Raw genomic sequence first — 14,807 nt, 5'->3', positions numbered from 1 at the left:
CGGTTTGCAGGGCGTGACGTTGTGCCCGTAGCTACATAACCACGGCTACGGGCACAACACTCATCGGCGCCTATTCAATTGGAGGCTGCTGCTCAATGCGCAGCTCATTGTAAATAAGGTGCCGGGGCGTTGCCGGCGGTGAGTACGGTTTGGGCGGAGCAGGCGCGACTACAGCTCCAACATGCTCCGTCTCCGCCGTTGGGGCATCCAAAGGCAGCTTTACAGGCGCGACTGGTACAGGGACTGGCAAGGCATCAATCTTCCTCAAGGCCCGATACGCGCCCATCCACATCTGTACGAGGCCAATCAGCCCCAACACGACACCGAAGCTAGTCAGCACACCGTAGCCGCCATCACTGCCCTGTGAATAGATACTCCGAGTAAGGCTGTAGGTGAATGAACCGTAAATACCGCCCGCAGACATCACCCCGCCGATGACGGATAGGACGAACCCCATTACAAAGATGCCCGCCGATTCCTTGAACTGCATTCGCTTCCCCATTCTCACCGGAACTAGGGCAGAAAGGTTATAACACTAAGAAGGCAATGAGAGTCGAGATTGCATCAAGATTCGCGCCAGCTCTAACGGATCCCATGGCGCCGTCCCTCGATCACGTGACGCCAAGGTCTAAGGGTGGAACGCATGACCCTAGCAACCTCCTCACTGCCCACCGATGGTGTAACTCCGTGCGGAGCGACAACGAGCACCACGAACTCTTCACCGCGGCATAGGGCCAGGGGGAGGGGGCTAGACCACACCTTGCGAAAGACCCCCGGTGAGGTCAAAAGGGTGTTTTGTAAGCAGATAGACCCAATAGGAAGGAGACCCGGCATTGCCTGGACCTAAAGCAAACCCCGCTAAGCCGAATTCGCGGCATCGCAGTCCTGGCGCACGTTCTGGCCTTATTGAGCTGCCTGCGGAGGGCTGTGATTTACCGGTTCCGCCGCTGCCAAAGTCGGGGAATTGGTCGCCAGAAGATAAGAAATTGTGGCGAAATATCTGGAAAAGCCCGCAGGCAAATGAGTATGACGACTCTTTTGTGCCTGCTGTAGCGGCCTACGTGTGCCATGCAAGGGCCGTTTATGAGGGTACTGCGAGTGCTTGGCAGGCGCAGGAAATGAGGCACTTAGGCGGCCAGCTGGGGCTTACCCCTGCTGGGATGTTGGCCCTTGGTTGGGTGGTCCGTCATGAGCAGTAGAAGGCTTGCGAGGGGTAGCGGTAAGACAGCTTCCGGTGCGATCCCAAAAGTGTTTCTTGAGTACGCCAAGTCTGGTGGTTTCTGGGACACCAGGGCGAAGGTGGAGAAGTGGTGTGAACGGGAAGGGCTTGGCCAGCCGCCGGCACAGTATTTCTTGCATCCTCCTGGGTTGCGTCAGTGGTGCATTGACACTTGGGCTAGACGTGAAGGCTTCGTTACCCGATGGGGCCATGTCAACCTCCGCAAACTGGAGGAACTAGGGATCTGGCGCGGCTATGGGAAGAGCACCACCATGGCGCGCCACCCACAGATGTTCCGCAGGGAAGACCTGGAAGCTTGGCGACCCATTAGCGCCCCTATCGCCTAGTCCTTTGCCTCCTTGGCTGTACATGCCCCTTCATGGGAGTACATGGCCTCTTTGGACCCGTTCGGCAGGATCGCGCCGCAGTCCATGCACTTAGTTCCTTCGCTCGAAACAGCAAAGCTTCCCATTTCAACTCACTTCACTAGCTGCGGATGCTGCCTGCAATTCGGCGCTGGATATCAGTGTGGCGGATATGCGTTTGAGGTATCCGGCGATGACCATTAGCAGACCGAGAGTGCCGCCGCCCATGAGGATCATGCCGTTGGCTGCACCGCCGGCGACGCTCAATGCGAACAATAGGACGGTGATTAGGCAGAACACGCCGCCGATTCCGATTAGGAAGTCACCAACGGATTTAAGGGGGTTCTCAGTCTTAGTTTTCATGGCTGTAGCTAAACACAAACAGGCCCTTATTAAAAGGGCCTGGGCAGTCCATATGCCATCGAAGGCCCCGCCAGCTTCATGACTGGCGGGGCGCTGCGACCCGGAACGGGCGGCAAATCCTTATGACTTCCTCGTACAACCTGAAGGACTGCCAGTACGTGTTACACCGAGAAGTTGTCTGCCGCACTGGATCCGTCCTAGTAGGAGCACCTGGAGCCTGACTACGGATACCGCCCACTGCAAACTGGCATCCAGACAGGAAGCCGCCGCAAAGCGCTCTTTGGGGGCTTCTGTGGCCCTACTTTGTAGGTTAATGTCAAAGCACCGGTATTCAATTTGGGGGAAACATGCGCAAAGCCATAGCGCCCACAGTTCTGCTCGCAATCCTATTGAGCGGATGCTCGTCATCGCTGGAAAGTACCGATCCGAACGGTTATGAGGCATGTAAGCGGCTTGATCGGGCTCGTGATAAGTCGGTAGATACGACCGAAGCTATGGGCCTTATTCTGTGGGGCGTTGGGGAAAAAGCCGTGGAAGCCAAGACAGCAAGCATCCGTGACGGCGTAAAAGAGAGCCCCGAGATATCGAAGCTCTCCAGCAGCAAGTCCTACTCAATCAAAGATTCCCTCGCTCAGACATGCCGTGACCTGGGCGTGCCCGTACGCGACGTGACTAAAACGCGCTAGGAGGCGGCTGCACTAATTCTAGAAAACGCGCGGATTCCCATGATCAAACAATAGATCGCGGCGACGTTCGAGAAAGTGTTCAGCGTAAACGGTTTTCAGATCCCAACGAGTCATCTGGCCCTGCCCTTGCCCAGTTCCGGTGACTTTGGCCAACTCGGCCCCTAACTTCTCGAGGGAAGGGTCATTACGGCCGAGCAATGAATACAACGAGACTATGAAATGAGCAACGGCGCCAAATTTTTTGTCATCGTTGTGCCTCACATAGGAAGTCATCGTGTACGGGGTGTGCTCATCGGGCACGCACGACAGCCGAAGGCACTGAACAGTTCCCGCATCCGCGATGCACGCGATGTCTAGGAGATCGCGTGGATGGTGAGCTTCGTCAGAGAGATCGTCGAGTGCCTTTGAGAGGGTGCCGATCGGTTCATCGCCGAGCGCATGGCTGTGGGCAAGAAAGCCAACCGGGAATCCTGGCAGAAGCTGACCCTCAACCGTCGTTTGGTCGACCCGGCAAAGTGTCGCCAGGTCGGCGGACCACTTTGCGATTTCTTTGGCGTGATGTGATCGTGCAGTCAATTTAACGGAGAAAGCTGCTGCAACACCGCCAGCATGGATCTTCGTTCGATAGCGGAGGTGCTGAGGGTAGGAGGGCTCGAAAACTACAATGTCGGTCTCGAATGGCTTTTGTTCTTCATCATCGCTGCCAATAATGTACTTCCTGAGGCCAATGCCATAAGTAGGAGGCAGCCATTTTGATAGAAGGTCTGCCCACGTCGATTCGCCTTCATGCCCAGATCTTTGAATATCTTCTTTATGCGCCTCTTGGGCATCGCCGTAGTCGGCCTTTATTTCTTCTTGGATGGAATCAAACCACCGGCGAGTCTCCGTCATTAGCAGATCCTATCGGAGTATCCATAACAGGCACTGATAACGACATCTCCACACCCCGATTGTCTGCCCGTTTTCTTAGGGTCGCATACGTAGTGAAGCTCGACCCGGACAGGTTCAAAGCGATGATGTCCCGCATAGACGTGGAGCCCGACTACGAGTACATGCCTCGGTATGATGTCGGAGTGTTCTTACCTAACGAAAGAAGGCGTAAGTGAGCCACCGGAGTGACAAGCTGAAGTCGGTCGGGAAGTCGTTTCTTGCCTCGATGGCCACTGCGGCCCACGAAGTTCTAGGCCGCGATGCTGCCATGAGCACCCTGAAGATTGACCTCCAGGCTAACGACCACAAGGAAGTAATCGGAAAGCTCGCCTACGCGATTGTGGAGCTGCAAGAGGAAGTTGTCAGTCTGCGCACCGAAATTGCAGTGTTACGGCACGAAGCGGAAAGCAGATAGCACGCGCTCCGGTTGATTGCTGACAGGGTGGACGCTTTAGAAGCGAGAATGCCTCCGGAGAAGTAACAGAAGCTCGCGGCTGCTGTCCGACCGTGCGTTTATGGTGCTGGGCATGGTGAAGTTTGATCCTGACGGCTTCAAGGCGATGATGGCCCGCATAGAGGCTGAACGGGTGAGGAGTCCTTACGAGGATTTTGAGCCGGATTACGAGTACATGCCGGCGCCGTGGTGCAACTGTCACTGCCATTAGCCGTTAAGATCGTCGGCATGGAAACAGAGCCCGTAGAAGCCCAGAGCCGTAACGCTAGGCTGCCCCCGGAGTATCTGTACTTCACGGTTGATGACGTGGCAGAAATGCTCTCTGTGTCGCCCAGTACGGTTCGCACGCTAATGCGGAAGGAACGCTGGCCGCACTCTAAGTTCGGTGTGCAAGTGCGATTCACTCTTTCTGACCTTGACGCAATCCGGGCCACGCACACTGTAGATGTGGCGCTAAAGGCGCGACCTACCCATATTGGGACCGAGCGATCCCGCCGTCTAGCCCACTCCTACAACGTCAGGAACGGGCTCGTGGGACAGCGTTACACCTAGCCCGACGCAAAAAGCCCCCTGCCAGCGACTCGACTGGCAGGGGGCTTTTCCTGTTTTATACGCGATCCGGGTGCGGGCACCCGGCGATGTAGCCATGCTTTTCAATCTGACCGGGAGGAGCGTTGAAGTTGTTCCTGTTAACAGTGAAGGGCCCAAAAATACTTGCCGAGGGACTGTATCCGGCCTTGACGCATTGACCGTAATTAACGGGCTTGTCATTCAGGACACCACCACCAGCAGCGAGTGACGGTGTGGCTGCCCCGAGCATCAGGGCAAGGGTGGCAATGATTCGAACCAAGATACGCATGGCGACCTCTCTGTCATCGCGGGTGGGGGACCGCTAAAGTACCTTCTGCTCCGGCGCGCATGGAATAGAACCCGCCAGTAATAGGGGCAGGGTTAGGGGATTCAATGTTTGGGCGAGAGTCAGGGCAGCAGAAAGCCCCTCCCAAGCATGTTTCGCTGCCAGGCGCTTCCCTTGTTATAGGTTGTTATATCCACTCCACCTGTTCTTGCCAATCCTCTATGGATGGCGGGGGAGTGGTGTCGAACCTTGCCGCCATCACGGGACATAACTGGCAGTTAGCGCATCCTGCTGCTGCCACTTCCGAGTCAGTCAGGATCGCGGCCCGGTCCATCAGCACGCGCTTAGTGACAGCCAAAGCAATCGCGGCTTTCGCCAAAGTCGGTTCGGCGGCGCAGCGACCGGTAATCCTGGGCAAAAGGCGGCGGGCGGCTTCGAACCTGACCTTAACCTCTTCGGACTCTATCTGCCTCGTCTTGTGCCCCCACTCGATGTGGATAAGTTCGTGGACGATGGCGCACTTGCGCTGTATGTCGTTCAGTCGATCGTCGTAATAAATTTCCACCCCGTTAGTAGCTGCCGCGATACCTAATGCATCGGGCATGCGCTCGCAGATGGCCTTGGGCAGCCCAGCGCTGCCATTCTTGATCCCCAACAGATCCCCCAGTATTTGAATTTTTTTAGAACAAGCCTGCTGAGACCAATCAGTGCGGGCTTGCTGTGATTATGGCAGGGCGATTAGCTGATTACGCTCTCGTTCGTGTGCAGCAGTACTGCTTTCGCTTCCGTCTTAGTCCGGAAGCCTCCGAAGGTAACGGCGCCGCAAGTTTCGCAGCGGGCCGCATAGCCCTTGTGCTGGCCCTGATCGCCGCTAGTGCCACGCTCGAACGCTATTGCCTCGTGCTTCACGAGTTGCCCCTAACCGTTGTTCCTGCCGCTTCCCCATATCGGAAAGTAATCACAACGGTGCACCATTGTGGTGCCGCTCGTTTTTGGCGTGCTCCCACTGACAGTCGTCTTCGCCGTTTTTCCTGGGATTGCGGCCATCAGCCTCGGCTTCTAGTGCTTGAAATGAACTGGGGCACCCCGAGGCCGGTCCCTTGAAACCGAAAAACCGTAATAACTGAAGAGGAAGAGGAAGAAGGATGAAAAACCTGGGGATCCGCCGCGGGCTGTTGTTGCTGGCGCTCGCAGCCACACGCCGCCCGGCGAATGACAACCCCGAGCGGGGAGACGTACCTGGCTGGGTGATGATCACGCTGATGTCCGCCGTCCTGGTTGCGGCGCTCCTGGCGCTCGCCGGACCCGCCCTGGAGGCCATGTTCAACCAGGCAATGGACAAGGTCGGCAGCTAAGCGCATGACCAGCCCGGCCCGCGAAGCCACGACGGTCCTTCAGATTCCTGCGCCCAAGGAACAGGGCTCGGCCGTAGTGGACTTTGTGTTGGTGGGTGGACTGCTCACGCTGTTTTTCCTCGCGATCATTCAACTAACGCTCGTCTTGCACGTCCGGAACACCCTGATCGACGCAGCCTCCTCCGGTGCCCGGTACGGAACCCTTGCTGACCGGGGTTCCGCCGACGCCGAAGAACGGACCCGTGACCTCATCGCGACGGCGCTGAATCCAGGCTTTGCCGAACATGTCAGCACCAGCGAGGTCCACATTCAGGGCTTCCGGACCCTCGAGGTGACGGTGCGCGCACCAATGCCCGTCATCGGCTTGATCGGCCCGCGGGACCTGCTGGAGGTGAAAGGCCATGCGGCTCTACAGCCCTGACGGCATGCGCCGGATCCAGGACCGGCTGCGGGAGGCGCTGTGCCTCGGACCGGCATCAACCAGGGGCGCAGGTCGCGCCACCGGCTGGGTAGGGCCAGGGCACACAAACCCGATGCAGCAAGGGCTGAAGGACAACGGCGTCGAGCAGGGGAGTGCCGTCGTTGAGTTCACCTTCTTTGCCCTCCTCCTGATGGTCCCGCTGGTGTACTTCATCATCACGGTGGGACAGATCCAGGGCGGGGCTTTTGCCGTCGTCGGTGCCGCGGACCAGGCCGCGAAAGTGTATGTAGCCCAGCCGGATGCCTCCATAGCCCAGACCGCCGCTGAGCAGGCAGCGGCCATAGCGCTTGCCGACTTTGGGCACGCCCCTGAGCAAGCCACGGTTGCCATCAGCTGCAACCCCGCGGACTGCCAGGCTCCGGGTACGGCAGTAACCACAACCGTCAACCTCACCGTCCCGTTGCCGTTCATCCCGTTCGGAGACGGTCTCCGGCTGTCCGCCACTGAAGTGGAAGCATCCGCGACCCAAATGGTGGGCAGGTTCCGGTGAAGTCCAGCGAGACCAATGAAGACGGCCAGATGATCGTGATGATCCTGGGCTATGTCGCCGTGGCCCTGCTGGTCGTAACGGTCATGATCGGCATTTCCGCCGTCTATCTGGAGCACAAACGGCTGCTGTCTTTGGCCGACGGCGCCTCCCTTGCAGCAGCCGACAGCTACACCCTCGGCGAGGTCGAGTCACAAGGCGGAAGCCCGTCCGCCGTCCTCAACCCGGCGCGTGTCCGGAACGTGGCGGCTGACTTTGTGTCCCGAAGTCCGGCAGCGGAGCGTTTTGATGCCCTCGCCGTTTCGGTGGCGACGGGAACGCCTGACGGTTCCACCGCCGTCGTGGTTCTCACCGCTGCCGTGCACCCGCCCATGGTGAACTTCCTGGTACCCGACGGCATCCCGATCGAAGCGACGTCGACGGCGCGCTCCCGGCTGACGCGTTGAACCCGGCTGACGCGTTGAGCTCGCCTAACGCATTGAACCCGCTGACGCATTGAACCCGCCCCAAGCACCAGAAGGCGGGTAGGGGCAGGAAAGTGCAACGGACATGGGCAATCGGACGGATGGCGTAGGCTTAAACGACCATGGCCAATATTGATTTTTCCGCTGAAATCCGCGCGCTCCGCGCCACCTATGCTTCCATCGAACGCGTCAGTGACGTTGAAGCTCTCAAGGAAGACATCGCCGAACTGAGCGAACGCGCAGGGGAACCGGACCTGTGGGACGACCCCGCAGCAGCGCAAAAAATCACCTCGAGGCTGTCCCACCGGCAGTCTGAGCTGGAACGCCTCACCAGGCTGCAATCCCGCATCGACGACCTCGAGGTCCTGGTGGAACTGGGCCAGGACGAGGACGATGCCGATTCCATGGGGGAGGCGGCCGCGGAACTGGAATCCATCGGGAAGTCCCTCAAGGAACTTGAAGTCGTCACACTGCTGTCCGGTGAATACGACGAGCGTGAGGCCGTCGTTTCCATCCGCGCCGGAGCCGGCGGCGTGGATGCCGCCGACTTTGCCGAGATGCTGCTCCGCATGTATCTGCGGTGGGCGGAACGCCACGGATACCCCACTACCGTCATGGACACGTCCTACGCGGAAGAAGCCGGATTGAAGTCGGCAACCTTCGAAGTGAAGGCGCCATACGCCTACGGCACCCTCAGCGTCGAAGCCGGAACCCACCGCCTGGTCAGGATCAGTCCCTTTGACAACCAGGGCCGGCGGCAGACCTCGTTCGCAGCCGTGGAGGTCATCCCGCTGATCGAGCAGACTGACTCGATCGAAATCCCCGACAACGAAATCCGCGTGGACGTGTTCCGGTCGTCGGGCCCGGGCGGCCAGTCCGTGAACACCACGGACTCGGCGGTGCGCCTCACGCACATTCCCACGGGCACGGTGGTGTCCATGCAGAACGAAAAGTCGCAGTTGCAGAACCGCGCCGCCGCCATGCGGGTCCTGCAGTCGCGGCTGCTCCTCCTCAAGAAGGAACAGGAGGACGCCGAAAAGAAGGCGCTGGCCGGAGACGTCAAGGCCTCCTGGGGCGACCAGATGCGCTCCTACGTCCTTAACCCGTACCAGATGGTCAAGGACCTCCGGACCGAGCACGAAGTGGGCAACACCTCGGCCGTGTTCGATGGTGAGATCGATGACTTCATCGACGCCGGAATCCGCTGGCGAACGGACAACCGCAACGCCGAAAAGTAGGGCGTATCGCCAACCAGTCCGGCTGCTGGTGCCGCGACACACCCCTGAAATCGATGTAATCCGCAGCTCATCCTGCGTATAGTCGAGGGGCCGGGGCCCTACTTTCCCCAACAGAAACCCGTGCGCCGGCTGCAGAACTGGGCTGCATCAGAATCAGCCATGCCCTGCAGGGTACTTAGGGCCATGATCCGATTCGAAAATGTCACCAAGGTCTACGACCAGAAAGCCCGGCCTGCGCTGGACTCTGTCAACCTTGAGATTGACCGCGGCGAATTCGCCTTCCTCGTCGGCGCATCAGGCTCCGGCAAGTCCACCTTCCTCCGCCTGGTCCTCAAGGAAGACCGCGCCACATCCGGCGCTGTCTACGTCGCGGGCCAGAACGTCGCCAAGATTTCCAGTTGGCGGGTGCCGCGCCTCCGCCGCGGCATCGGAGTCGTCTTCCAGGACTTCCGGCTGCTTCCCCAGAAGAACGTCTTCGCCAACGTGGCATTCGCCATGCAGGTCATCGGCAAGAGCCGCAGCGTCATCCGGGACACCGTGCCCGAGGTGCTCAAAACCGTGGGGCTGGAGGGCAAGGAGCACCGCATGCCGCACGAGCTTTCCGGCGGCGAGCAGCAACGCGTCGCCATTGCCCGCGCCGTGGTCAACCGGCCCGGTATCCTCCTCGCCGATGAGCCCACCGGAAACCTGGACCCCACGACCTCCATGGGCATTATGGGGGTCCTGGACAAGATCAACCAGAACGGCACCACGGTGGTGATGGCCACCCACGACGACGACATCGTCAACGAGATGCGCAAACGCGTGGTGGAACTGAAGAACGGCGTGGTCATCCGTGACGAGGCCAAAGCGCTGTACACGTCCATGATTCCCGTCGTCGGACAATCACGCAGGCTAAAGGATGCCAGCGGCAGGGAAGATCCCGACGCCGGCCTGCCGGGCGACGGCCGCGAAGGCGAGGCACAGCGATGAGGCTCGCATTCATCCTCTCCGAGATCGGCAGCGGCCTCCGCCGCAACCTGTCCATGGTGGTCTCCGTCATCCTTGTCACCTTCGTGTCGCTCACCTTCGTGGGCGCCGCCGGCATGCTGCAGATGCAGATCAACCAGATGAAGGGCTACTGGTACGACAAAGTCCAGGTCGCCATCTTCCTGTGCAGTGAAGGTTCGACGGCGGCGGGTTGCGTCGGCGGGCCCGTCACCCCGGAGCAGCAGGAGAGCCTGAACAGCCTGCTTGAGTCGCCGGCGGTTGCCCAGTACATCAACGACTTCCAGTACGAGTCCAAGGAAGAGGCCTACCAGCACTTCAAGGACCAGTTCTCCAACTCGCCCATCGTGGACTCCGTGACGCCGGACCAGCTGCCCGCCTCCTTCCGGATCAACATGAAGGACCCGGAGAAGTACCAGATCATCAGCGAAACGTTCTCCTCCCAGCCCGGCGTGGAAACGGTCATCGACCAGCGCCAGCTCCTCGAGCGGCTCTTCTCGGTTATGAACGGGGCCTCGCTGGTGGCCGTCAGCATCGCCGGCGTCATGATTGTCTGCGCCATCCTCCTTATTGCCACCACCATCCGGCTGTCCGCATTCAGCCGGCGCCGCGAAACCGGCATCATGCGCCTGGTGGGCGCATCAAAGACTGTCATCCAGCTGCCGTTCATCCTCGAAGGCGTCATCGCCGCCGTGATCGGTGCGGCCCTGGCGTCCGGAACGCTCTGGGCAGTTGCCCACTTCTTCCTCGGCGAGTACATGTCCCGGCAGTACCCGGACACTGCCTTCATCTCGTCAGGCCAAACGCTGATTCTCGCCCCCGCCTTGCTAATCCTTGGCGGATCCTTGGCTGGAATTTCGTCTCTCTTGACCTTGCGCCGATACCTTCGCGTCTAGGTATGCAAACCGAACAAGGAATGCCCATGAACGCAACTGACCAGACTCCCGAGCGCTTCCGCCACAGGCGGCGCGCAACCGCGCGCCGGACCGGCATCGTCAGCGGCGTGCTTGCCGTTGTCCTGGCAGCCGGTCTGGCATCGTCAACCCCCGTCGCGTTTGCCGACGAGCTCGAGGACAAGCAGAAAGCACTTGAGGCCGAAGCGGCCCGCGTCCAGCAGTCCCTGGAGTTCGTGGATTCCCGGATCGCCAAAGCGGCCAGTGACCTGGTGATCTACCAGGGCCAGCTGCCCGGCGCCCAGCAGGCACTCCTGGAGGCGCAGGGCCGCGTGGCCGGCGCCGTCAAAGAAGTTGAAGCGCTCTCGGCCCGTGTGGACATGGCGCAGCAGAACAAGGCAAAAATCACCCAGCAGCTGGAAACGGACAAGCAGAAGATCGCCGATACCAAGAAGCTCATCGGCCAGATCGCCACGCAGGCCTACAAGTCGGGTGGCGTGCCGTCCAACCTGTCGCTGTTCTTTGGGTCCAACAATGGCGGCAGCCTTACGGAGACCATGGACCTGGCGGACCAGGCCATGCGCAGCCAGAACGCCGCCATGGACAAGCTCTCCCAGCAGAATGCCACGAACGTGAACTCCGAAGCGCGCCTCCAGGCGGTCGAGGTGGAGATTAAGGACCTCAAGGCCAAGGCCGACGCGGCCCTCGAGCGGGAAAAAGCAGCCCGTGACGAGGCCGAGGCCAAGAAGGCGCAGGTGGACCAGCTCATCGCGGACACCACCCGGCTCGACGCCGAACTCCAGGCTGCCAAGCCGGGCATCCAGTCCCAGCTCGCCAGCGTCCAGGCAAGCCAGAACGCCGTGGCCGCCGAAATCCAGGAACGCGACCGGAGGTTGCGCGAAGCCTGGGAAGCCGAGCAGCGCAGGAAGGCTGAGGCGGCTGCTGCCGCGGCAGCCGCAGCGGCCGCAGCAAAGGGCCAGGCGCCCCCGCCCGCACAGCCCTACGTGCCACCGGCGGCCGGATCGCCGTCGGCCTTTGGCGTGCGCCACCCTTTCTCGGCCAGCGTACCGATCACCTCCGGCTTCGGCTGGCGCGCGACGCCGCCCGGCACCATCGACTTCTACGGCACTGGCGGGTACCTGCACACGGGCATCGACTTCGGCGCCCCGTGCGGCACTCCGGTCTACGCCGCAGCCGCAGGCGAAGTCTTCAGTTCCGGCTGGAACTCGGCCGACGGCGGCGGCTGGCGGGTTAAGATCTCCCACGGAGTGGTGCAGGGCAACACGCTGAACACGATCTACTACCACAACGCCAGCATCGTCGTGTCGAACGGGCAGCAGGTCTCGCAGGGCCAGCTGATCGCGTACTCCGGCAACACAGGCAACTCCACCGGCTGCCACGCCCACTTCGAAACCTGGCTGAACGGAACCGCAGTGGACCCGATGAGGCTGCTGTAGGGCTGATTGCCCTGCCGTACACTGGTAGGACTCCGCGGCGGACCGGCCCGGAGGACATCGGACCTGATAACTGAGGAGCTTCCCCGTGCCTAAAGAAAGTGGCCGTAAAGTGGTGGCCACCAACCGCAAGGCCCGGCATGACTACCACGTGCTGGACACCTATGAGGCTGGCATCGCGCTCATGGGGACTGAAGTTAAGTCCCTCCGCGAAGGCCATGCGTCGATGGTGGACGGTTTCTGCACGTTCTATAACGACGAACTGTGGATGGAAGCGATCCACATTCCGGAGTACAACCAGGGCAGCTGGACCAATCATGCCGCCCGGCGCCGCCGGAAGCTGCTGCTGCACCGCGAGGAGCTCATCAAGATTTCCCATAAGGTACGCGAATCGGGCTACACCATCGTGCCCCTGCAGCTGTACTTCGTGGATGGCCGCGCCAAGGTTGAGATCGGTGTAGCCCGGGGCAAGCGGGAGTATGACAAGCGCCAGACGCTCCGCGAGCAGCAGGACAACCGGGAGGCGCAGCGGGAGATGCGGGAGCGCAACCGCCGCAGGTAGGAATGAATCCTGCACAACATGCGTTACTATGAATAGTCCGGTGGGCTTGCCCGCCGGTTTGGTAACAAAATATGGGGATGATCGGTTTCGACGGTGTTTGTCGCGACAGGTGAAGCGGGCCGAGGATGCAGAATTATCTCGTTAACGCTTTCTGCAAAACAATAAGTGCCAAACAAACGCGCACTGACTTCGCTCTTGCTGCCTAAGCAGTAAGACAGTCCGTCAGCCCGGGGTTGCTATCGCCCCGGTTCCTGGCGTCATTTAGATAGCCACTGCTGTTTGCTCCCGTCATCGGAGTAAACGGGACTTTTAGATGACTGGGCCCGGATCAGCCAGCTGTTTGCAGCATGGCTGGGGCCGAGAAAATCCGACGCAAACTGCGCCCGGAGAAGCCCTGACAACACGACATCGGACGGGGGTTCAATTCCCCCCATCTCCACCTTGGGAAACACCCCGGTCCTCGGACCGGGGTGTTTTTCTATGCCTGCGGTCTCGACGAACGAGCCGTTCACCGAGGGCGTAGCGCACACGGGACTAGGACGCCGGCGCCGCTCGTTGAGATCGGTAAGGCCCGGAACCGCCAATCGGCGGCCCGGGTGGGCACGACCAGGAGGTGCGCCGTGGACCAGGCGCGGGAAGCAGCTTCAGCCGAGTACGACGGCGAGGCGCTGGATTCATATTCACAGACTGTCATGCGCGTGGCAGCGTCTGTCACCCCCCATGTGGCGGCGATCGAGATGACTGCACGGCGCCGCAACGGCAGAGTGCGCGCCGGCGCGGGCTCTGCAGTCCTCTTCACGGAGGACGGCTACCTTCTGACGAACTCCCACGTGGTGGCCGGGACCGAACGGGGCCACGCCGTCTTCGCCGATGGCAGCAGGCTGGAGCTTGAACTGGTGGGCACCGACCCACTGTCCGATCTCGCCGTCGTCCACGGCAGGCGCCCCAAGGTGCCGCCCGCAGAGTTCGGCGCCGCAGAAACCCTGCGCGTTGGCCAGCTCGTTATTGCTGTCGGGAATCCACTGGGCCTTGCAGGCTCGGTGACCGCGGGAGTTGTAAGCGGCCTTGGCCGTGCGATCCCCGTCTGGTCAGGTAGCAACCGCAGGGTCATCGAGGATGTCATCCAGACGGACGCTGCGCTGAACCCCGGCAACTCCGGCGGTGCCCTCGCCGATACGCACAGCAGGATCGTGGGCATTAACACTGCGGTAGCGGGAGCAGGGCTTGGACTGGCCGTTCCGATCAACGCGACCACGCGGCGGATAATCTCCGCCCTGCTGTCCGACGGGCGCGTTCGGCGTGCCTACCTTGGCCTGGTCAGTACCCCGATCCGGCTCAACCCCAGCGCTGTGATACGGACCGGCCAGCGGGAAGGGCTGCGCATCGTGGAGGTGCTGCCCGGTTCGCCGGCGGACAAAGCCGGCCTCACTGCAGGAGACATCCTCCTGACGGCGGGCGGCCGCCCGGTCAGCAACGCAGAAAGTTTGCAGCGGCTGCTCTTTGCCGACGCAATCGGCGAGCCACTCGATCTCGCGGTAATGCGGGACGGCTCGGAAAGCCATCTGGTGGCAGTCCCGGAGGAGATGACCAGCAACGGCGCCTGAGGCCGTGCCGGACCACCCGCATTAGCGTCAGTTGTCCGGCGCCGCCACATCGGCGATACCCACAAACCGCGACCCCACGCCGTCGAACTCGCTCCGGACAAAGCCCGGCCGGACAGGCGGCACGTCCGCAGGTGAATGGTGGTGGCAGACCACGTAGGTGAAGTCCGGCCACCACTTCTTTGGACGCGCGGCCTCCTCATAGCCGCAGACCGCGCATTCCAGGTGGACCCAAACCGGCCGCTTGCCCGTCCGGTTCGCCCGGGACTGGACCAGCCAGGGCGGTGGGTTGTCCACGATCGCGCCGAGTTCTGCCTCTGTCATCCACTTGGGAAGTCCGTGGCGCTGGGCCATTTCCAGTGGTACATCCAGGGCAATTGCCGCGTCGCGTCTGCTAATCATCACAGTCCAC

Annotated in this window: 19 protein-coding genes and 1 other RNA gene; 15 read left to right on the top strand and 5 right to left on the bottom strand. The window is 61.0% G+C overall.

All coding sequences use genetic code 11. From position 1 onward, the window contains the following. Positions 1–70 precede the first annotated feature (70 nt). Positions 71–490, bottom strand: coding sequence for a hypothetical protein (locus AC5RUU_RS14495; RefSeq protein WP_493975890.1), 420 nt, complete (start codon positions 488–490; stop codon positions 71–73). 56 nt (positions 491–546) lie between these two features. On the opposite strand from AC5RUU_RS14495, the gene AC5RUU_RS14490 reads away from it, so the two are divergent. Beyond that, the gene (locus tag AC5RUU_RS14490) at positions 547–732 is read left to right on the top strand and encodes an HNH endonuclease (RefSeq protein WP_493975889.1); all 186 of its coding nucleotides are present in this window, start codon (positions 547–549) and stop codon (positions 730–732) included. 101 nt (positions 733–833) lie between these two features. Beyond that, positions 834–1,199 carry a phage terminase small subunit gene (locus AC5RUU_RS14485; RefSeq protein ID WP_493975888.1) on the top strand — a complete coding sequence of 122 codons (366 nt, stop codon included), beginning with the start codon at positions 834–836 and terminating at the stop codon, positions 1,197–1,199. Positions 1,200–1,692: 493 nt separating this feature from the next. Here the strand turns inward: AC5RUU_RS14485 and AC5RUU_RS14480 are convergent, their stop codons facing one another. Together AC5RUU_RS14480 and AC5RUU_RS14475 are read right to left on the bottom strand one after the other, a co-directional pair. Further along, the gene (locus AC5RUU_RS14480) at positions 1,693–1,947 is read right to left on the bottom strand and encodes a hypothetical protein (protein ID WP_493975887.1); all 255 of its coding nucleotides are present in this window, start codon (positions 1,945–1,947) and stop codon (positions 1,693–1,695) included. A 704-nt stretch (positions 1,948–2,651) separates the two neighbouring features. After that, positions 2,652–3,524, bottom strand: a complete 873-nt coding sequence (locus AC5RUU_RS14475; protein WP_493975886.1) for a DUF6602 domain-containing protein — start codon at positions 3,522–3,524, stop codon at positions 2,652–2,654. Positions 3,525–3,735: 211 nt separating this feature from the next. Between AC5RUU_RS14475 and AC5RUU_RS14470 the strand changes: the two genes are divergently transcribed. Together AC5RUU_RS14470 and AC5RUU_RS14465 are read left to right on the top strand one after the other, a co-directional pair. Next, the gene (locus AC5RUU_RS14470) at positions 3,736–3,978 is read left to right on the top strand and encodes a hypothetical protein (protein WP_493975885.1); all 243 of its coding nucleotides are present in this window, start codon (positions 3,736–3,738) and stop codon (positions 3,976–3,978) included. A 267-nt stretch (positions 3,979–4,245) separates the two neighbouring features. Next, positions 4,246–4,569, top strand: coding sequence for a helix-turn-helix domain-containing protein (locus AC5RUU_RS14465; RefSeq protein WP_493975884.1), 324 nt, complete (start codon positions 4,246–4,248; stop codon positions 4,567–4,569). 491 nt (positions 4,570–5,060) lie between these two features. Here the strand turns inward: AC5RUU_RS14465 and AC5RUU_RS14460 are convergent, their stop codons facing one another. Then, positions 5,061–5,528: a hypothetical protein gene (locus AC5RUU_RS14460; RefSeq protein ID WP_493975883.1), complete on the bottom strand. Its 468-nt coding sequence runs from the start codon at positions 5,526–5,528 to the stop codon at positions 5,061–5,063. 490 nt (positions 5,529–6,018) lie between these two features. On the opposite strand from AC5RUU_RS14460, the gene AC5RUU_RS14455 reads away from it, so the two are divergent. The 11 genes from AC5RUU_RS14455 (at position 6,019) to AC5RUU_RS14405 (ending at position 14,398) form a co-directional block, all read left to right on the top strand. After that, complete coding sequence (locus tag AC5RUU_RS14455; protein WP_493975882.1) at positions 6,019–6,228, top strand: hypothetical protein; 210 nt, start codon at positions 6,019–6,021, stop codon at positions 6,226–6,228. A 4-nt stretch (positions 6,229–6,232) separates the two neighbouring features. Next, on the top strand, positions 6,233–6,649 hold the full coding sequence (locus AC5RUU_RS14450; RefSeq protein WP_493975881.1) for a TadE family protein: 417 nt from the start codon (positions 6,233–6,235) through the stop codon (positions 6,647–6,649). After that, positions 6,630–7,199 (top strand): hypothetical protein, encoded by a 570-nt coding sequence (locus AC5RUU_RS14445; protein WP_493975880.1) that lies wholly within the window; start codon positions 6,630–6,632, stop codon positions 7,197–7,199. The genes AC5RUU_RS14450 and AC5RUU_RS14445 overlap by 20 nt, the downstream gene beginning before the upstream one ends. 29 nt (positions 7,200–7,228) lie before the next feature. Then, on the top strand, positions 7,229–7,642 hold the full coding sequence (locus tag AC5RUU_RS14440) for a pilus assembly protein TadG-related protein (protein ID WP_493975927.1): 414 nt from the start codon (positions 7,229–7,231) through the stop codon (positions 7,640–7,642). Positions 7,643–7,782: 140 nt separating this feature from the next. Then, the gene (gene prfB / locus AC5RUU_RS14435) at positions 7,783–8,898 is read left to right on the top strand and encodes a peptide chain release factor 2 (RefSeq protein ID WP_493975879.1); all 1,116 of its coding nucleotides are present in this window, start codon (positions 7,783–7,785) and stop codon (positions 8,896–8,898) included. A gap of 183 nt (positions 8,899–9,081) precedes the next feature. Continuing rightward, positions 9,082–9,870, top strand: coding sequence for a cell division ATP-binding protein FtsE (ftsE, locus tag AC5RUU_RS14430; RefSeq protein WP_493975878.1), 789 nt, complete (start codon positions 9,082–9,084; stop codon positions 9,868–9,870). Beyond that, a complete protein-coding gene (ftsX, locus tag AC5RUU_RS14425) occupies positions 9,867–10,781 on the top strand; it encodes a permease-like cell division protein FtsX (RefSeq protein ID WP_493975877.1) in 915 nt (304 codons plus the stop codon). Before ftsE ends, ftsX begins: the two co-directional genes overlap by 4 nt. A 26-nt stretch (positions 10,782–10,807) precedes the next feature. Beyond that, complete coding sequence (locus AC5RUU_RS14420; protein WP_493975876.1) at positions 10,808–12,235, top strand: peptidoglycan DD-metalloendopeptidase family protein; 1,428 nt, start codon at positions 10,808–10,810, stop codon at positions 12,233–12,235. A gap of 85 nt (positions 12,236–12,320) precedes the next feature. Beyond that, entirely contained in the window at positions 12,321–12,794 is a 474-nt protein-coding gene (smpB, locus tag AC5RUU_RS14415) for an SsrA-binding protein SmpB (RefSeq protein ID WP_050054575.1), read from the top strand. 73 nt (positions 12,795–12,867) lie between these two features. Continuing rightward, positions 12,868–13,236, top strand: a transfer-messenger RNA (tmRNA) gene (ssrA, locus tag AC5RUU_RS14410). Positions 13,237–13,414: 178 nt separating this feature from the next. Then, positions 13,415–14,398 (top strand): S1C family serine protease, encoded by a 984-nt coding sequence (locus AC5RUU_RS14405; protein WP_493975875.1) that lies wholly within the window; start codon positions 13,415–13,417, stop codon positions 14,396–14,398. Between the two features lie 27 nt (positions 14,399–14,425). On the opposite strand, the gene AC5RUU_RS14400 is transcribed toward AC5RUU_RS14405, so the two are convergent. Continuing rightward, positions 14,426–14,797, bottom strand: coding sequence for a hypothetical protein (locus tag AC5RUU_RS14400; protein WP_493975874.1), 372 nt, complete (start codon positions 14,795–14,797; stop codon positions 14,426–14,428). Positions 14,798–14,807 lie beyond the last annotated feature (10 nt).

The organism is Arthrobacter sp. K4-10C (genome assembly GCF_059090085.1).
This window is presented reverse-complemented; position numbering and strand designations above follow the sequence as displayed.